Genomic DNA, 15,915 nt, shown 5'->3' on the forward strand with positions numbered 1-15,915 from the left:
GGTGTGACCTCGGTCCCCCCGGGGCACAGTGGGAAGGCTGCAACGGTGCAGGGTGTTGCACGATGTGTGAGCAGTAGCCGAGGAACATGTTCATCGGTGACGAACAGAGGAGGAAGGCGATGACCCCGACCCTCACGCCGCCGGCCGGAAGTGTGGCCGGCCCCGCAGCCGATGAACGGTGCGACCGCTGCAATGCAGCCGGGAAGCTCCGTTTGACCCTGGCGGGTGGCAGTGAACTGGTTTTCTGTGGCCACCACGCCAACCGGTACGCCAATGACCTGGTGAAGATCGCGGTGCAGTACACGGCCGATCCCGAGTTCACCTGGCGCGGTGCGGACATGATGTCGAACTCCAGCAACTAGCAGCAGCGGTCCCCCCAACTGAAGACGTGACGAAGGAAGGGCGCCCCCGAGGTCGGGAGCGCCCTTTCTGCGTGCCTCGCCGCACGCCCTGAGACGGCCGCTACGGCCCCCAGAGCGCCTCGACCGTGGTCCCCAGTGCCCGGGCCACTTTGATGGCCAGGTGGACCGAGGGGGCGTAGTCGCCGCTCTCCATCGCGATCACCGTCTGCCGGCTGACCTGAACCTCGGCGGCCATACTCTGCTGGGTGAATCCGGCGGCCTTGCGGGCCTCCTTGATCCGGGTCCCGATCGCGCCGTCGGGCTCGGCGGACCGGACCGGGCCGGGCGGGGCCATCAGTCCTCGTCCCCGACCGGCACCGCGTCCCGGCGGCGGGCCCGGCGGGTGTGCACGGCCTGGGCGATCCCGCCGGCCGCGCCACCGAGGACCGCGCCGATCAGCGCCGAGCGCCACATCGTCGACTCCGGGTAGACGTGGAACAGGTAGCCGATGATGAACACCAGGTAGGGCAGGCCGAGCAGGGTGGAGACCAGCAGACGCTTGCCGGTCCACTCCCGGGGGACCGTGTCGACCCGCTTGGTCTGCACCCAGATCGAGGTGAACATGACCGGGAGCAGGATCGCGGCCAGCACCAGGACCAGCGGCTTGGCGACCGGCTCGCCGACCGCCCAGACCAGCGCGGCGGCGGCCCACGGCACGGCTATCGACTGGACCTGGGCCATCACGGTGGACGCTTCGTACCACCGCTGGCGCTCGCGCTCGTCGCGACCGTAGAGGTCACCGTCGGCGTCCAGGTTCCAGCGAACAAAACGATCCATCAGCGTCGTCGTCATGCCTCTATTCTGATGTTAAGGAGACTTGACGTCAAGTCCTCTTAACGTCAAGTCTCCTGTACATCAGAACGACTGGATGGTCGCGATCCGCTCCTCCAGCTGCTCGATGGTGGCCTGGGCGCTGGGCGGGCCACCGCAGATCCGCCGCAACTCGGCGTGGATCTTCCCGTGCGGCAGATTGGTCCGGTGGTGGTGTGCGGCGACCAGGGTGTTCAGCTGACGGCGCAGGCTGTTGCGGCGCTCCCCGGCGCTCATCGGCACCACCGCCTCCCGGACCACGGGCTCGGCGTTCTTCGCCTCCTCGGCCTGCTGCCGCTTCTGCGCGGCCATCTGCTCGGACTGCCGCTTGTTCAGCAGCGTGGTGACCTCGTCCGGGGTGAGCAGGCCGGGCAGCCCCAGATAGTCCGCCTCCTCCGGGGTGCCGGTGCGGGCCGCCATCCCGAACGCGGTGCCGTCGTAGATGACGTGGTCCAGCTCGGCGACCGCGGACAGCGCCTCGAACTTCTTGTCCAGGTCGGTGAGGGCGTCCTCGGCCCGCTGCGCCCGCTCCAGGGTCGAGTCGTCCAGGCCGTCCTTCTCCTTCGGCGCGCCCAGCACGTGGTTGCGCTGCGCCTCCATCTCCGAGGCCAGCCCGAGCAGGTGCGGGACGCTGGGCAGGAACACGGTGGCGGTCTCGCCCTCGCGCCGGGCCCGGACGAACCGGCCGATCGCCTGGGCGAAGTAGAGCGGGGTGGAGGCGCTGGTGGCGTACACCCCGACGGCCAGGCGCGGGATGTCGACACCCTCGGACACCATCCGGACCGCGACCATCCAGCGCTTGTCCGAGTCGGCGAACTCGGCGATCCGGCCCGACGAGCCGTCGTCGTCGGAGAGCACCACGGTGGCCGGCTCGCCGCAGATCTCGTGGAGCAGCTTCGCGTACGCCCGGGCCGCGGTCTGATCACTCGCGATCACCAGGCCACCGGCGTCCGGCATGCCGTGCTCGCGGATCCTGGAGAGCCGGGAGTCGGCGGCCCGCATCACCTGCGGCATCCACTCGCCCCGGTAGTCCAGTGCGGTCCGCCACGCCTGCGCGACCAGGTCCTTGGTCATCGGCTCGCCCAGACGGGCGGCCAGCTCGTCACCGGCGTTGGTGCGCCACCGGGTCTCCCCCGAGTAGGCCATGAACAGCACCGGGCGGACGACCCGGTCCTTCAGCGCGTCGGCGTACCCGTACACCGAATCGGCCTTTGATCGTTGCACCCCGTCCTGACCGCGCTCGTAGAGCACGAACGGGATCGGGTTCTCGTCGGACCGGAACGGGGTGCCGGTCAGCAGCAGGCGCCGCTCGGCCGGCTCGAAGGCGTCCTTGACCCCGTCGCCCCACGTCCGGGAGTCGCCGGCGTGGTGGATCTCGTCGAGGATCACGAACGTGCGGCGGGCCAGGGTGCGCCGCTTGTGCACGGCCGGGGCCATGCCGACCTGGGCATACGTCAGCACCGCACCGTGGAAGTCGCGGGACGAGTGCACGTCCGAGTTGCGGAACCGCGGGTCGAGCTGGATGCCGACCCGGGCCGCCGCCTGCGCCCACTGCGTCTTCAGGTGCTCGGTCGGGCAGACCACGGTGACCGCGTCGCAGGTGCCGTCGACGAGCATCTCGGCCGCGATCCGCAGCGCGAAGGTGGTCTTGCCGGCGCCGGGGGTCGCCACGGCCATGAAGTCCTCGGAACGGCGACGGAGATACGTCACCATCGCCTTGCGCTGCCAGTCCCGCAGCGGTGGAAAGATCTCCAGGTTCGGCACAGGCGGGCTCAAGCTGCGAAGATCCCTTCTCCACGGAAAAGCCTCCGCGGTGAAGGGCGCGGAGGCGGGGTCCAGCATAGCCGTGGAACGTTGCGGTTCGCCGGTTACGGCGCCGCCACCGGAGCCGACCATCGCCGGTACAGCGCGAGGATCCGCAGCCCGGTGATCGCCACGGCCGCCGCCGCCAGCGGAAGCAGATGTGCCTGGCCGAACCGGTACAGGACGGCCACCAGCACGGCGCCGCACAGGGCGACCACCGCGTAGATCTCTCGTTGCAGAACCGCCGGGATCTCACCGGTGAGCAGGTCGCGGGTCAGGCCACCGCCGATCGCTGTGAGCATCCCCACCAGGCAGGCGCCGACCGCCGGCAACCCTGCCTCCAGGGCCTTCAGCGTGCCGGTGACGGTGAACAGGCCCAGGCCCGCGGCGTCCAGGACCAGCACGGTCCGGCGCACCCGGTGCAGAGCCGGGTGCAGCCAGAAGACCGCGACCGAGGCGGTCACCGCGGTGATCGCGTACCGCCAGTCGGCGAACGCCAGCGGAGGCACCGCGCCGATCACCAGGTCGCGCAGGATGCCACCCCCGAGCGCGGCCGCGAAACCGACGAACGCGACCCCGAACAGGTCGAGCCGTTTCGCGACGGCGGCCGAAGCGCCGGACGCGGCGAACACCGCGACACCGATCAGATCCGCGACGAGCAGTGCGTATCCGCCCGTCACGCCCGGATCAGGCCTTCATCGCCTCGTAGATCTCCTTGCACTGCGGGCACACCGGGGACCCGGGCTTCGGCGACTTCGTCACCGGGAACGTCTCGCCGCACAGCGCGATCACGTAGTTGCCCATCACGGCACTCTCCGCGATCTTCTCCTTGCGCACGTAGTGGAACATCTCCGGACCGGTGTCGGTGTCCTGGGTCTCCGGACGTTCGAGGATCTGGGTGCTCACGGTTATCTGCCCTTCTGAGAAAAGCCGGGTCTGACGGAGAAAGCCGAGTCTGACCGGGAAAAGCCGGGTCTGAGGAAAGCCAAGCTCCAGCCCGTAAGTCTGACACCTCACGCCGGACCGGTCCAACGTCGGCGAGAGACCCGAGAGTCGTACGGTTTACCGGTGACTGACTTCGCGATTCGATACGGCGAGCACGTGACCCGTGCCCGCCGGGACGGCCGTCCGGTGGTGGCTCTGGAGAGCACGATCATCTCGCACGGCCTCCCGCACCCCGACAACATCCGGGTCGCCCGGGAGATCGAGCAGGCCGTCCGGGACAACGGCGCCGTCCCGGCCACCATCGGCATGATCGACGGTGAGGTGATCGTCGGCCTGGAGGACCACCAGGTCGAGCGGCTGGCCTCGGCCGAGTCGGTGGCCAAGCTGTCGGTGCGGGACCTGGCCATCGCCGCCGCCCGGCGCGCCGACGGGGCCACCACGGTCGCCGCCACCAGCGCGATCGCGGCGGCCGCCGGCATCGGCGTGTTCGCCACCGGCGGGCTCGGCGGGGTGCACCGGGAGGCGAACGTCACCTACGACGAGTCCGCCGACCTGACCGCCCTGGCCCGCACCCCGATCGTGGTGGTCTGCGCCGGGGTCAAGTCGATCCTCGACGTGGGCGCCACCCTGGAGCGGCTGGAGACGCTCGGCGTGTCGGTGGCCGGCTACCGGACCCGCCGCTTCCCCGGCTTCTTCATCACCGACGGCGGCTTCGACATCGACTGGGCGCTCGACTCGCCCGAGCAGGTGGCCGACTTCATCTCCGCGCGCGCCGACCAGGGCGTCACCGAGGGCGCGCTGGTGCTGGCCAACCCGCTGCCCACCGACGAGCAGCTCGACCCGGCGCTGCACGACCGGACCCTGGCCACCGGCCTCGGCCTGCTGGCCGAGCAGAACATCACCGGCAAGGCGGTCACCCCGTTCCTGCTGGGCCACTTCCACTCCAGCACCGAGGGGAAGAGCCTGGAGGTCAACATCCGGATCATCCTGCGCAACGCGGCACTGGCCGCGAAGATCGCCGCGGCGGCCGGGGACAGCTCGGCCGCACCGCTCGGCTTCGCCGTACCCGCGTAATGATCCTGGTGGTCGGCGACCTGGTCACCGACGTCCTGGTCGAGCACGCCGGAGAGATCCAGCCGGGCTCGGACACGGACGCGGCGATCCGGGTCGCCGGTGGTGGCCAGGCCGCGAACACGGCGGCCTGGCTGGCCCACGCCGGGCGGGAGGTCACCCTGATCGCGGCGGTCGGCGACGACCAGCCCGGCCGGGACCGGGTGGCCGAACTCACCGCGGCCGGGGTGCGGTGTGCGGTCGAGGTGCTGCCCGGGGTGGCCACCGGCAGCGTGGTGGTGCTCACCGGCGTCACCGAGCGCACCATGATCACCGATCGGGGCGCGTCCCTGCGGATCGGCCCGGAGCACGTCACCGCGGCCGTCGCCGGCGCCGCCCGGGGCGGTCACCTGCACCTGTCCGGCTATCCGCTGCTGCATGCCGGTTCCCGTCCGGCGGGCCTGGCGGCCCTCACCGCCGCCGCCGGGCGGGGACTGCGGGTGAGCGTCGACGCGGCGTCCGCGGCACCGTTGCGGTCCGCCGGGGATTTCCTTGATTGGGTACGCGACACCGAACTGCTGTTGTGCAACGCCGACGAGGCGGACGTGCTGGCCGGGCCGGGCTCGGCCGCCGAACAGGCGGTGCGGTTGACCGCGCACGTGCGCAACGTGGTGCTGAAACGGGGCGGCGACGGGGCGCTGTGGGCGTCCCGGGACGGCGGCCTGTGGACGGTGCCGGCCGAGACCGTGCCGGTCAAGGACCCGACCGGGGCCGGTGACGCCTTCGCGGCCGGGCTGCTCAGCGCCTGGTCCACCGGCGCGGGCCCGGAGGCGGCGCTGCGGGCCGGCGGCGTGCTCGGCGCGGCGGCGGTCTCCCGGATCGGAGCCCGCCCGGCGCCACCCGGAGCCTAGGTCCTGTGGGGTCTGCCACCCAGGACCTAGTCCCGCGGGCGGGCCTCCTCGACGATCTCGGCGTCGATGGTGACGTGCGACGGCTCCGGGGCCGGGCTGGTCAGGGAGCGGCGCACGTCCTCGCGGGCCGCCGCGTCGGCGGCCCGCTCCTCCCGGGTCTTGGGCGGGCGGTCGTTCGCGATCAGCACCGCCATCCACGGCAGCAGCACCATGCCGAGGGCGCACAGGATCAGCCAGAGCGGCAGGAGCGGGACGCGCGCGCTGATCAGGACCCCGCCGAGGATCAGGCACCCGGCGCGCACACTCATCATCGTGACGTAGCGGATCTGCCGGCTGCGGAGCTGGTCGTCCTGGCTGCGAGCGGCGTCGGTGATCAACACCGGTTGCTTCTTCACGCGAGGTCTCCGATCGACCCCGTCATCCTCCCACCGGGCGGGCCGTCCCGCCCAGCGGGTCGGGACTCAGGCCTCTTCAGCCGCCTTCGCCGCGGCCTTGACCTGCTTCTTGTAGGCGCGCACGCGGCCCAGCGACTCGGCGTCGACGATGTCGGCCACCGACTTGTAGGAGCCCTCCTCGCCGTACCCGCCGGCCGCCGCCCGCCAGCCGTCCGGGCGCACGTCGTAGAGCTTGCCCAGCAGCGCGACGAAGATCTGCGCCTTCTGCTTGCCGAAGCCGGGCAGGGCGAGGATCCGCCGGTACAGCTCGGCGCCGTCGGCCACCCCGGTCCAGAGCCCGGCGGCGTCACCGTCGTACTCGTCGGTGATCACCCGGCACACCTCCTGCGCCCGGGCCGCCATCGCCTTCGGGAAGCGGTGCAGGGCGGGCGGCTCGGAGAAGATCGCGACCAGCGCCTCCGGGTCGAAGCCGGCCAGTTCGGCGGCGGACGGGGTGTGCCCGAGACGCTGCGCCAGCACCCACGGCGAGGTGAACGCCTTCTCCAGGGTGATCTGCTGGTCCAGCACGATGCCCAGGGTCACCGCGAGCGGGTCACGGTTCAGCAGGTCGTTGGCCTCAGCCGGGATGGGCAGCGAGAATGTCATGCGCTCATCTTGCTATGCCGGTCCGGGCTCAGGCCTGGACGGTCCGGGCCAGGGCCTCGTAGGTGATGATCCGCACCTTCAGCGAGCGGCCCGCGACCCGGCTCAGCTCGCCGATCTCCATCACGTGCTCGGCGACCCGCCGCAGCTCGGCCGGAGTCTCGACCGGTCGGTGCAGGCCGAGCGCCTGCACCGACAGGTTCCACAGTCCCTCGGCCATCTGCGCGCCGACCAGGTCGGCGAGGGCCTTCACGGCGTCCTTCTCGGTCGGCCGATCCTGGCCGTGATCCTCGGCGCGGGCCATGGGGTACCTCTCGACGGGCTGGTCAGAACAGTTCGATGAGCGGTTCGGCGTCGTTCTGGACCGGGCCGCCGGTCTCCTGGGCGTGGGTGGACCGCTGCCGGGACATCACGTGCCGTCTCCGCAGATCCTCCACGCTGATCACCCGGGAGAGGAGTTCCTCCTCGGTGAGGGCGCCACGGACGTACCTGCCGACGTCCTCGGTCTGTCTCCGGACGTCGGCGACCGCCTCGGCGACATGTTCCAGCATCTGCCGGCTGATGTCCTGGAACTGGACGTGCCCGACGGCGCCGGTGGTCTCCGAACTGAGCGCGCCGGAACTGGTCCGCACGTGCTCGGCCGCGGTCACGGTGTCCTTGAGGATGCTGGTGACCATCTCCGACATCTCTCGCTGGGCGTTGGCGATGCCACCGAGCCGCCGGGTCATCGCGGTCTCCTCGTCAGCCGGCGCGAGATCCGCCGCCCGGTCGAACTGGGTGTCGTCGGAGAGCACCCCGTCCAGCTTGGCGGTCAGGTCGCCGATGCTGGAGCCGATGCCGTGGGCGGCCTCGGCGGAGCGGTGGGCCAGCTTGCGGACCTCGTCGGCGACGACCGAGAAACCCTCCCCTGCCTCCCCGGCCCGGACCGCCTCGATCATCGCGTTGAGGGCCAGGATGTTGGTCGCCCGGCTGACCTCCTCGATCTGCTTGACGTGCTGATCGAGGTCGCGCATCTGATCGACCAGGGTGCGGATCTGGTGGTCGCGATGCAGGAAATAGGCGATCAGCCGGCCGACGAGCTGGTCGTTGCTCGACGTGATCCGGCTCAGTTCGGTCTCGGTGCGGCTGAGGGTGCCGGCCAGCTGGGCCACGTCCCCGGCCATCACCTCCGCCAGCGAGTCGACCTTCAACAGCTGCCGGACGATCGCCTCCGCGGCCTCCCCGGTCTGATCGATGACGTCGCGCACATGGCCGTCGACCACGTCACAGTAGGACGGGACGGCGTCGAGGGCCGCCGCCACCACATCGCCGCGCAGCCCGTCGTCCTGCGGCTCGGCGGAAGTCATCGAGAGCTTCCGGAGCAGGCCTGCCATGCGATACCTCCGTTTCGCCTCTACCGGTCCGCTCAGGCCCCGGGAAGAACCTGCTTGATCACACCGAGGAGCTGGTCCGGGCCGACCGGCTTGACCAGCCAGCCGGTGGCGCCGGCGGCCTTCGCCTCGGCCCGTTTGGTCTGCTCCGACTCGGTGGTCAGCATCAGGATCGGGGTGAACCGCATGCCGGGGGCCTTGCGGGCCTCGCGGGCGAAGGTGATCCCGTCCATCTGCGGCATGTTGACGTCGCTGATGATCAGGTTCGGCTTGACGCCCTTGCCGAGCTTGTCCAGGGCCTCCTTGCCGTGGCCGGCGGTCTCCACCGTGTACCCGGCTTTGGTGAGGATCGACTTGAGGCTCATGATCATGGTGGCGGAGTCGTCGACGAGCATCACAGTGGTCATGAGGAATCACTTCCCTGCTTGATGGCTGGACCACCGCCCCCGGTGAGCAGTGGCAACACCTGCGAGGCCAGGAAGGCGTCACTCGGTGCTGAAGAAATCTTCGGACGGAAAAGAAGCAGAGCCTGGAGTGCGCCGGTGTGCAGATGGTTGCAACGGCGCAGGGCGACCCGGGGCCGTTTGGCGTTGCGCAGCCAGACGACCAGCGGCTCGACCTCGTCGACGGTGACCACCCCGACCAGGTTCGCGGTCTCCTCATGCAACTCGAGCGGCAAGACCGAGCACCTCCTTCATGTTGAGCACCAGCAGCACCAGGCCGTCACCGAGCAACGCGGTGCCGGAGAACTCGGCGGCGTACGCCAGCAGGCCCTCCATCGGTTTCAGGATCACGTCCACCTCGCGGTGGAACTGCTCGACCAGCAGGCCGACACGCTGGCCGTTGACACTCACCACCAGGATCGGGCGGTCCGCGCCCTCGGCCAGCGACCAGGGCATGTCCAGGGCACGGGCCAGGTCGATCACCGGGACCACCTCGCCGCGCATCATCACCACGTCCTGGTGCAGCACCCGGCCCATCCCGCCGGCCGGCACCTTGACCGTCTCCACCACCAGGTCCACCGGGATACCGAACCGCTGGCCGGCGACGCTGACCACCATCACCTGGGTGACCGCCATCGACAGCGGGAGCCGCAGCCGGGTGGAGGTGCCCTGGCCCAGCTTCGAGCGCATGGTCACGCTGCCGCCGAGCTTCTCCACGCTGGCCCGGACGGCATCCATCCCGACCCCCCGGCCGGACAGGTCGGACACCTGGTCGGCGGTGGAGAACCCGGGGCGGAACACCAGATCCACCGCGTCGGTGTCGCTCAGGGTCTCCAGCTCCTCCTCGGAGATCAGACCCTTCTCGTACGCCTTGTGCTTGACCCGCTCCGGATCGACGCCACGGCCGTCGTCGGCCACCTCGACGATGACCGCGTCCCCGTCGGCGACCGCGGTGAGCGTGAGCCGGGCGGTGGGCGCCTTACCCCGTACGCTCCGCTCGTCGGGCGGTTCGATGCCGTGGTCGAGGCTGTTGCGCACCAGGTGCACCAGCGGGTCGCCGAGAGCCTCGATGACATCCTTGTCAGCCATCGTCTCGCCGCCCTCGGTGACCAGCTCGATGGTCTTGCCGAGCCGCCGGCTGAGGTCACGGACCAGCCGCGGGAACCGGCTGAACGCCACCGACAGCGGCAGCATCCGGACATCCATCACGGCGGCCTGGAGTTCCTCGGCGATCCGGTGCATGCCGGCGTACTGATCCTTGATCCGGCGGCTGAGCGCCCGGCTGCCGAACTCCTCCTCGGCGGCGGCGGCCAGGAAGGTGAGCCCGTTCTTGGCCACGTTCAGCTCGCCGACCAGCTCCATCAGCCGGTCCACCTTCTCCTGGTCGACCTTGAGCACCCGGATGCCGACCTGGCCACCCGGATCGTCGGCGCGGCCCTCGACCCGGTCCTCGGCCCGGACCGGCGTGTCGTGCACCGGCGCCACCGCCGCGACCGGGGCCGGGGCCGCCTCGCCGGCCAGCAGGTCGACCGCCGCGATCAGCGCGGGCGGCCCGGCCTCGGCCAGGTCGACCGGCACGCCCAGGGCCCAGGCCGCCGAAGCGACCGCGTGCCGGACCGAGGCCAGCCGGGCACCCTCGACGACCAGGTCCTCCATGGTCAGCATGCGGTGCGCGGCGTGCAGGACGGCCCGCGCGTCGGCGGCCAGCGCGGAGTCGATCACCGGGGTGACCGCGACGGCGATCGCCTCCTCGGTGTGCAGCGGCGGTTCGCCGCTGAGGTGCCGGGTGATCGCGTCCGAGTCCAGTTCGACGATCTGGATCTGGTCGGGCACGTAGCGGAACAGGTACTCCAGCTCACCGGTCGACGCCCGGGTGGCCACCACGAAGGAGATCAGGCAGGTGTACTCGTCGTAGTCGTCGGGAACCGGCCACTGTTCCGGCTGGATCAGGCCGAGCCGTTCCAGTGCGGGCACCTGCCGGACCAGGTGCAACGGGTCCTCGGCCCGGAAGAAGCAGTCGTCGTCCGGCAGGTAGCGCACGAACCTCATCGTCGACGAGGTGGTGGCCAGCCAGCTCGCGATCTCGGTGAGCCACTCGGCGTCCAGCCAGGCCAGCCACTCCGGGGCCGTGCTGATCACCGGCGCCGGGCCGGCCGTGGTGGTGGGGGCCGCCACCGCCTCGCCTCCCAGCGGGGCCCGCAACCGGGTGATCAGGCCGGCCGCTTCGGTGCCGGCGCCGGCCGGCAGCCGCTCGTGCGCGGTGACATGCGCCAGCCAGCCCCGGATCAGGTCGAACGACGCGAGCAGGTCGTCGGTCATCCCGGAGTCGAGGGCGAGCCGCCCGCCACGGACCGCGTCGAGCAGATCCTCGGCGGCGTGGGTGAGCCGGGTCAGCTCGGGGAAGTCGAAGAGCCCGGACGAGCCCTTGAAGGTGTGCGCGGCCCGGAACACCTCGTTGACCAGTTCGGGATCACCGGGATCCCGTTCCAGCTGGAGCAGCCCCTCGTCCACCTGGGCGAGCAGGTCGTTGGCCTCGGCCAGGAACTGAGCGAGCAGCGGGTTCATGCCACGGCCTCCTTGACGGCCGTCAGCATCGTGGCCACCCGCACCAGGCGATCCCCGGCGACTGGTTTGACCAGGTAGAGGTTCGCGCCGGCCCGGTAGGCCCGGTCGGCGTCCCCGGGCCGGTCCTCGGTGCTGATCATCACGACCGGGGCGGCGCTGCGGACGGTCTCCGACCGCAGCGACTCGACGCAGGCGTATCCGTTCATCTTCGGCATGTTCACGTCGACCACGAACAGGTCGAACTCGGTCCCGAGCGCCGCCTCCACGGCCTCCAGCCCGTTGGCCGCCTCGCTCACCTCGAACCCGGCGCCGCCGAGCAGGCTGGAGTGGTAGAGCCGCACGGTGGCGGCGTCGTCGACCACGAGCACCCGGGCCCGGGTCACGCTGTCCGAGGTCATCACTTGGCTCCGGTCGGTCGCTGGTAGACGAGGCCCTCCGGCAGGCGGGTCGGCGTGAAGATCGGGGAGATCCGGCTCATCGACTCGGAGTGGCCGAGGAAGAGGTAGCCGCCGGGACGCATCGCCCCGTAGAGGTTCTCCGCCGCGCGCCGGCTGGACAGCTCGTCGAAGTAGATGAGCACGTTGCGGCAGAAGATCACGTCGAAGTCGCGGAAGGCCCGCATCGCCGCGGTGTCGCAGATGTTCACCCGGTGCAGGGTGACCGCACCACGGATGCCCTCCTCGACCTGATAACGGCCGGAGCCGACGGAGACGAAGTACTTCGCCAGCCACGGTTTCGGCACCCGCTGCAACGAGCGCTCGCCGTAACTGGCGTGTCCCGCCTTGGCCAGCACCTCGCTGTCGATGTCCGCGCCGTGGATCTCCACGTCCACATGGTCGATCTCGCTCCACTCCTCCAGCAGGCGCAGAGCGATCGAGTACGGCTCCTCCCCGGTCGAACAGGGCAGCGAGAGGATCTTCACCGGCCCGACGATCCGGTTCACCCCGCCCCGGGCCGCCAGCACGTTCGGCAGCACCGTGCTGAGCATCGCGTCGAACTGGTAGTCCTCGCGGAGGAAGTACGTCTCGTTGACGGTCAACTGGTTGATCAGGTCCTGCACCATGTCGCCCCGGTCGGAGGTCCGGAGGGCGGCGAACCAGGAGGCGAACGTGTCGTACCGGGAGTTACGGATGCACGTCTCGATCCGCTTGTCCACGAAGTACCGCTTGCCCGGTGTGAAGTGGATGCCGGTGCGCTTGTAGAAGTACTCGCAGAAGCGGGTGAAGTCGGCGTCGGAGAGCGTGGCTCCGGCGGTCGCGCTCGTCATCGCGCCGTCTCGTTCAGGCGGGGCAGTGCCGCTTGAACGGTGAATCGCAGAAACGGATCGTCCGGGAACCGCTCCACCGCCTGTTCCAGCAGCGGCACGTCGTCGGCGTCGGCCGACGGCAACAGCGCGTCGATGGCGCCGGTCACCACGTTGGGATGCGGATCGTCCTCGATCATCCGGACCAGCCAGGCATGCGCCTCCGGATGTTGCAGGTCGGCCAGGACCATCGCGGTCATCACCCGGACGTCGTGGTCCGGGGCGGCCAGCAGGGCCGGCAGCAGCGCCGGGACCGACCGGGGCATGGTGGCCAGAGCGGCGGCGACAGCCGTGCGCAGGGCCGCCTCGTCGCTCGCGAGATGAACCGCCAGACCGGCCGCGACCTCGTCGGTGTCGTGCGCCGCGAGCGTGGTGAGGACGGACTCCAGGACTCGCGGGTCCTCCTCGGCGCTCACCCGGGTCAGCAGGGCCGGCACCGCCTCGGCCGCCCCCTCCAGACCCAGCGCGGCCTCCCGGCGCTGATCGGCGTCCGGGTCGTCCAGCCGGCTCAGCAATGCCTCGGCCGAGGGCCGCTCCGGTGCCTCCTCCGGCTGTTCCGGCGCCTGTTTGCGGACGAGTCCCATCGTGATCGACCTCTCCCTCGCGTCGCTCAGCGGACCCAGTCGGCCAGCCGGCCGGCGATCTCGTAGGACGGCAGCACGGCCGTTGCTCCGCCCCGGCGGGCCAGTTCCCCGGGCATGCCCCAGACCACTGCTGTCTCCTCGGCCTCGGCGATGGTGCGGCCACCGCCGTTCTTGACCTCGGCCATCTCGGTCGCCCCGTCGTCGCCCATGCCGGTGAGCAGGGCGCAGACCAGCCGCGCCGGGTCGACGTACCGCCGGGCCGAGGCGACCAGCCGGTCCACGCTCGGATGCCAGCGATACTCGGCGGCGGCCGGCACGGTCTTGACGATCAGGCCGTCGGTACGCCGGGCCACCACCACGTCGGCGTTGCCCCGGCCGATGTAGATGTTGCCGCGCTGGACCGTCATGATCCGGTCGACCTCGTGCACCCGGAGCGGGCAGATCTCGTCGAGCCGGCGGGCCAGCGCTCCGGTGAACGAGGCCGGGATGTGCTGGGCCACCACCACCGGGGCGCCGAGCGTGCCCGGCAGCGCCGGTAGCAGATCGGACAGCAACGCCGGGCCTCCGGTGGAGGAGCCGATCAGCACCAGGTCCACCGACCCGACGGCACTGACCTCGCGCCGTGGCGGAGCGGCCGGCGGCCGGCTCGACTGGGCCCGGATCCGGGCGGTCAGCCCGCCGGCCCGCTTGAGCTTCGCCGACGCGGCGCTACGCACCTTGCTGACCAGTTCGGTCGCGACGTCGTCGATGTTCAGCGACACCGTTCCGCCCGGTTTCGGCACGTAGTCCACCGCGCCCAACTCCAGCGCCTCCAGGGTGACCAGGGCGTTGTGCTCGGTCAGCGACGAGACCATCACCACCGGGGTGGGCTGCTCCTCCATGATCTTCGCCAGGCAGGTGAGCCCGTCCATCTCCGGCATGTTGATGTCCAGGGTCACCACGTCCGGGCGCGACCGGCCCAGTTGCTCCAGGGCGTCCACCCCGTTGCGGGCGGTCTGCACCTCGAAACCACCGGCTTCGGCGAGGATGCCTCTGAGTGCTCGCCGCATCAGCGCCGAGTCGTCCACCACCAGCACGGACGTGGGCATGGGGACCTCCGGTGAGGATCAGACCCCGACGAGGACCTCGTCGGGGACGGTGCCGCACAGCCCGGCGGCCTGGTCCGCCTGGTCGGCGGCGAGTAACTGCTCCACCTGGACGAGCAGGAGCATCCGCTGCTGGTCCGGCAGGTTCGCCACCCGCGACACCACCCGGGCCTGCTCCGCCGACAGCTCCGGCGCCGGTTCCAGGACGTTGCGCCCGACCCGGGCCACCTCGGCCACCGAGTCGACGATGAAGCCGGTCCGCACCCCGCCGATGATCAGCACGACGATCCGCTGCCGCTCGTCGCGGTCGGTACGCCCCAGCCCCAGCCTGGTCCGCAGGTCCACCACCGGCAGCACGGTGCCGCGCAGGTTGACCAGACCCTCCACGAAGTCGAAGGACTTGGGCACCCGGATCAGCGCCTCCGGCACCCGGATGATCTCCTGCACCGCGTCGACGTCGACCGCGTACTCCTCGTCGTCGAGGCGGAACACCACGAACAGTTCCTCGTCACCGCGCCCGTCGTCGTCGACGGCGTCACCGGGTTCCTCGATCATGTCCAGCTCGTCCTCCTGCCGGTACCCTTCGATCTCGTTGCGGACCTCCGGCGAGTCGAACATCCGGTTCACGCTCAGCACCGAGACCAGCCGCTTGCCGTCCTCCAGCCGGCACACCGACTCCACCTCGGTCTTGCGGCCCTCCCCGGCGACCACACCGGGCAGCGGGGCGACCAGCTCGTGCGGCACCCGCAGCACCTCCCGCACGGTGTCCATCACCACGCCGACCACCCCGCCGTCGATGGCGACCACCACGATCCGGTTCTGCGGCTCCAGCGGCGTCACCGGCAGCCCGAAGACCCGGCGCATGCTGACCACCGGCAGCAGCCGGCCGCGCAGGTCGATCACCCCGAGCACCCGGCTGCCCGCGTTGGGCACGTGGCTGACCGACTCGGGCGCCTGCACGATCTCCTGCACCTGGTCGATCGGCAGCGCGTACTCCTGCCCCTCCACCGCGAAGCTGACCAGCTCCAGGGTGTCGTCCAGCTCGGCCTCGGCGTCGGACTCGGCGGCGAGCCGGGCCACCGCCGACGAGTCCCGGCCGGTCCGTCTCTCCGCGAGACGGGTGAACTGGCTGCCGATCAGCCGGTCCACGTCCAGCACCGTGGTCATCTCGCCCGCACCGGACTTGATCACCCCGACCAGGACGTCCGAGTTGACCGTTGCCTGCACCGAGTCGGCCGGCTCCACCTGCTGCGGGTCGATGCTGATCACGCTGGACACCCGGTCCACCACGAACCCCAGCGGTACGCCGCCGTCCACCACGATCACCCGGGTGGTCTCGTCATGCCCGGTCTGTTCCATCTCACAGCAGCGGCGCAGGCTGACCACCGGCAGCACCCGGCCGCGCAGATTGGCCAGCCCCTCCAGCGAGGGCGGCCCGAGCGGCACCTTCACCACGGCGGGCATCCGGATGATCTCCTGAACCCGGCGCATCGGGAAGGCGTAGCGCTCCCCCGCCATGTCGAAGGTGACGAAGTCACTGTTCTCGTCGAACTCGTCGACTTCGTCGTCGGCCGGATCGGCCCGGTAGTCCTCGGCGGTGTCCATCAC

At 70.8% G+C, this 15,915-nt stretch carries 20 protein-coding genes; 3 read left to right on the forward strand and 17 right to left on the reverse strand.

Annotated features, from left to right (window positions below):
* Window positions 1–119 precede the first annotated feature (119 nt).
* Entirely contained in the window at window positions 120–362 is a 243-nt protein-coding gene (locus tag ACQ0O7_RS20740; protein WP_430784012.1) for a DUF7455 domain-containing protein, read from the forward strand.
* 100 nt (window positions 363–462) lie between these two features.
* Here ACQ0O7_RS20740 and ACQ0O7_RS20745 read toward each other — a convergent pair whose 3' ends face one another.
* The 5 genes from ACQ0O7_RS20745 to ACQ0O7_RS20765 form a co-directional block, all read right to left on the reverse strand.
* The gene (locus ACQ0O7_RS20745) at window positions 463–696 is read right to left on the reverse strand and encodes a helix-turn-helix transcriptional regulator (protein ID WP_430783785.1); all 234 of its coding nucleotides are present in this window, start codon (window positions 694–696) and stop codon (window positions 463–465) included.
* Entirely contained in the window at window positions 696–1,193 is a 498-nt protein-coding gene (locus ACQ0O7_RS20750) for a hypothetical protein (protein ID WP_430783786.1), read from the reverse strand. The genes ACQ0O7_RS20745 and ACQ0O7_RS20750 overlap by 1 nt, the downstream gene beginning before the upstream one ends.
* Before the next feature lie 63 nt (window positions 1,194–1,256).
* On the reverse strand, window positions 1,257–2,987 hold the full coding sequence (locus ACQ0O7_RS20755) for a DEAD/DEAH box helicase (RefSeq protein WP_430783787.1): 1,731 nt from the start codon (window positions 2,985–2,987) through the stop codon (window positions 1,257–1,259).
* A gap of 92 nt (window positions 2,988–3,079) precedes the next feature.
* Entirely contained in the window at window positions 3,080–3,694 is a 615-nt protein-coding gene (locus tag ACQ0O7_RS20760) for a trimeric intracellular cation channel family protein (RefSeq protein WP_430783788.1), read from the reverse strand.
* A 7-nt stretch (window positions 3,695–3,701) separates the two neighbouring features.
* Window positions 3,702–3,926, reverse strand: a complete 225-nt coding sequence (locus tag ACQ0O7_RS20765; protein ID WP_430784013.1) for a DUF3039 domain-containing protein — start codon at window positions 3,924–3,926, stop codon at window positions 3,702–3,704.
* Between the two features lie 156 nt (window positions 3,927–4,082).
* On the opposite strand from ACQ0O7_RS20765, the gene ACQ0O7_RS20770 reads away from it, so the two are divergent.
* Complete coding sequence (locus tag ACQ0O7_RS20770) at window positions 4,083–5,033, forward strand: pseudouridine-5'-phosphate glycosidase (RefSeq protein ID WP_430783789.1); 951 nt, start codon at window positions 4,083–4,085, stop codon at window positions 5,031–5,033.
* Window positions 5,033–5,920, forward strand: a complete 888-nt coding sequence (locus ACQ0O7_RS20775) for a carbohydrate kinase family protein (RefSeq protein ID WP_430783790.1) — start codon at window positions 5,033–5,035, stop codon at window positions 5,918–5,920. Before ACQ0O7_RS20770 ends, ACQ0O7_RS20775 begins: the two co-directional genes overlap by 1 nt.
* 26 nt (window positions 5,921–5,946) lie before the next feature.
* On the opposite strand, the gene ACQ0O7_RS20780 is transcribed toward ACQ0O7_RS20775, so the two are convergent.
* The 12 genes from ACQ0O7_RS20780 to ACQ0O7_RS20835 all read right to left on the reverse strand — a co-directional run bounded on the left by ACQ0O7_RS20780 (window position 5,947) and on the right by ACQ0O7_RS20835 (window position 15,912).
* Window positions 5,947–6,315 (reverse strand): DUF3099 domain-containing protein, encoded by a 369-nt coding sequence (locus tag ACQ0O7_RS20780; protein ID WP_430783791.1) that lies wholly within the window; start codon window positions 6,313–6,315, stop codon window positions 5,947–5,949.
* A gap of 66 nt (window positions 6,316–6,381) precedes the next feature.
* The gene (locus ACQ0O7_RS20785) at window positions 6,382–6,960 is read right to left on the reverse strand and encodes an HhH-GPD-type base excision DNA repair protein (protein ID WP_430783792.1); all 579 of its coding nucleotides are present in this window, start codon (window positions 6,958–6,960) and stop codon (window positions 6,382–6,384) included.
* 28 nt (window positions 6,961–6,988) lie between these two features.
* Window positions 6,989–7,261 carry a hypothetical protein gene (locus ACQ0O7_RS20790; protein WP_430783793.1) on the reverse strand — a complete coding sequence of 91 codons (273 nt, stop codon included), beginning with the start codon at window positions 7,259–7,261 and terminating at the stop codon, window positions 6,989–6,991.
* Window positions 7,262–7,283: 22 nt separating this feature from the next.
* On the reverse strand, window positions 7,284–8,330 hold the full coding sequence (locus ACQ0O7_RS20795; RefSeq protein ID WP_430783794.1) for a methyl-accepting chemotaxis protein: 1,047 nt from the start codon (window positions 8,328–8,330) through the stop codon (window positions 7,284–7,286).
* 32 nt (window positions 8,331–8,362) lie between these two features.
* Window positions 8,363–8,734, reverse strand: a complete 372-nt coding sequence (locus ACQ0O7_RS20800) for a response regulator (protein ID WP_430783795.1) — start codon at window positions 8,732–8,734, stop codon at window positions 8,363–8,365.
* The gene (locus tag ACQ0O7_RS20805) at window positions 8,731–9,006 is read right to left on the reverse strand and encodes a hypothetical protein (RefSeq protein WP_430783796.1); all 276 of its coding nucleotides are present in this window, start codon (window positions 9,004–9,006) and stop codon (window positions 8,731–8,733) included. Before ACQ0O7_RS20805 ends, ACQ0O7_RS20800 begins: the two co-directional genes overlap by 4 nt.
* Window positions 8,987–11,335 (reverse strand): chemotaxis protein CheA, encoded by a 2,349-nt coding sequence (locus ACQ0O7_RS20810; protein WP_430783797.1) that lies wholly within the window; start codon window positions 11,333–11,335, stop codon window positions 8,987–8,989. The genes ACQ0O7_RS20805 and ACQ0O7_RS20810 overlap by 20 nt, the downstream gene beginning before the upstream one ends.
* Entirely contained in the window at window positions 11,332–11,733 is a 402-nt protein-coding gene (locus ACQ0O7_RS20815; RefSeq protein ID WP_430783798.1) for a response regulator, read from the reverse strand. The genes ACQ0O7_RS20810 and ACQ0O7_RS20815 overlap by 4 nt, the downstream gene beginning before the upstream one ends.
* On the reverse strand, window positions 11,733–12,602 hold the full coding sequence (locus tag ACQ0O7_RS20820; protein ID WP_430783799.1) for a CheR family methyltransferase: 870 nt from the start codon (window positions 12,600–12,602) through the stop codon (window positions 11,733–11,735). The genes ACQ0O7_RS20815 and ACQ0O7_RS20820 overlap by 1 nt, the downstream gene beginning before the upstream one ends.
* Entirely contained in the window at window positions 12,599–13,222 is a 624-nt protein-coding gene (locus ACQ0O7_RS20825; RefSeq protein ID WP_430783800.1) for a HEAT repeat domain-containing protein, read from the reverse strand. The genes ACQ0O7_RS20820 and ACQ0O7_RS20825 overlap by 4 nt, the downstream gene beginning before the upstream one ends.
* A 26-nt stretch (window positions 13,223–13,248) precedes the next feature.
* On the reverse strand, window positions 13,249–14,310 hold the full coding sequence (gene cheB / locus ACQ0O7_RS20830) for a chemotaxis-specific protein-glutamate methyltransferase CheB (RefSeq protein ID WP_430783801.1): 1,062 nt from the start codon (window positions 14,308–14,310) through the stop codon (window positions 13,249–13,251).
* Between the two features lie 18 nt (window positions 14,311–14,328).
* Entirely contained in the window at window positions 14,329–15,912 is a 1,584-nt protein-coding gene (locus tag ACQ0O7_RS20835) for a chemotaxis protein CheW (protein ID WP_430783802.1), read from the reverse strand.
* Window positions 15,913–15,915: the final 3 nt, after the last annotated feature.

The sequence above is a fragment of the Actinoplanes sp. G11-F43 genome (assembly GCF_050589265.1).
GTDB lineage: Bacteria > Actinomycetota > Actinomycetes > Mycobacteriales > Micromonosporaceae > Actinoplanes.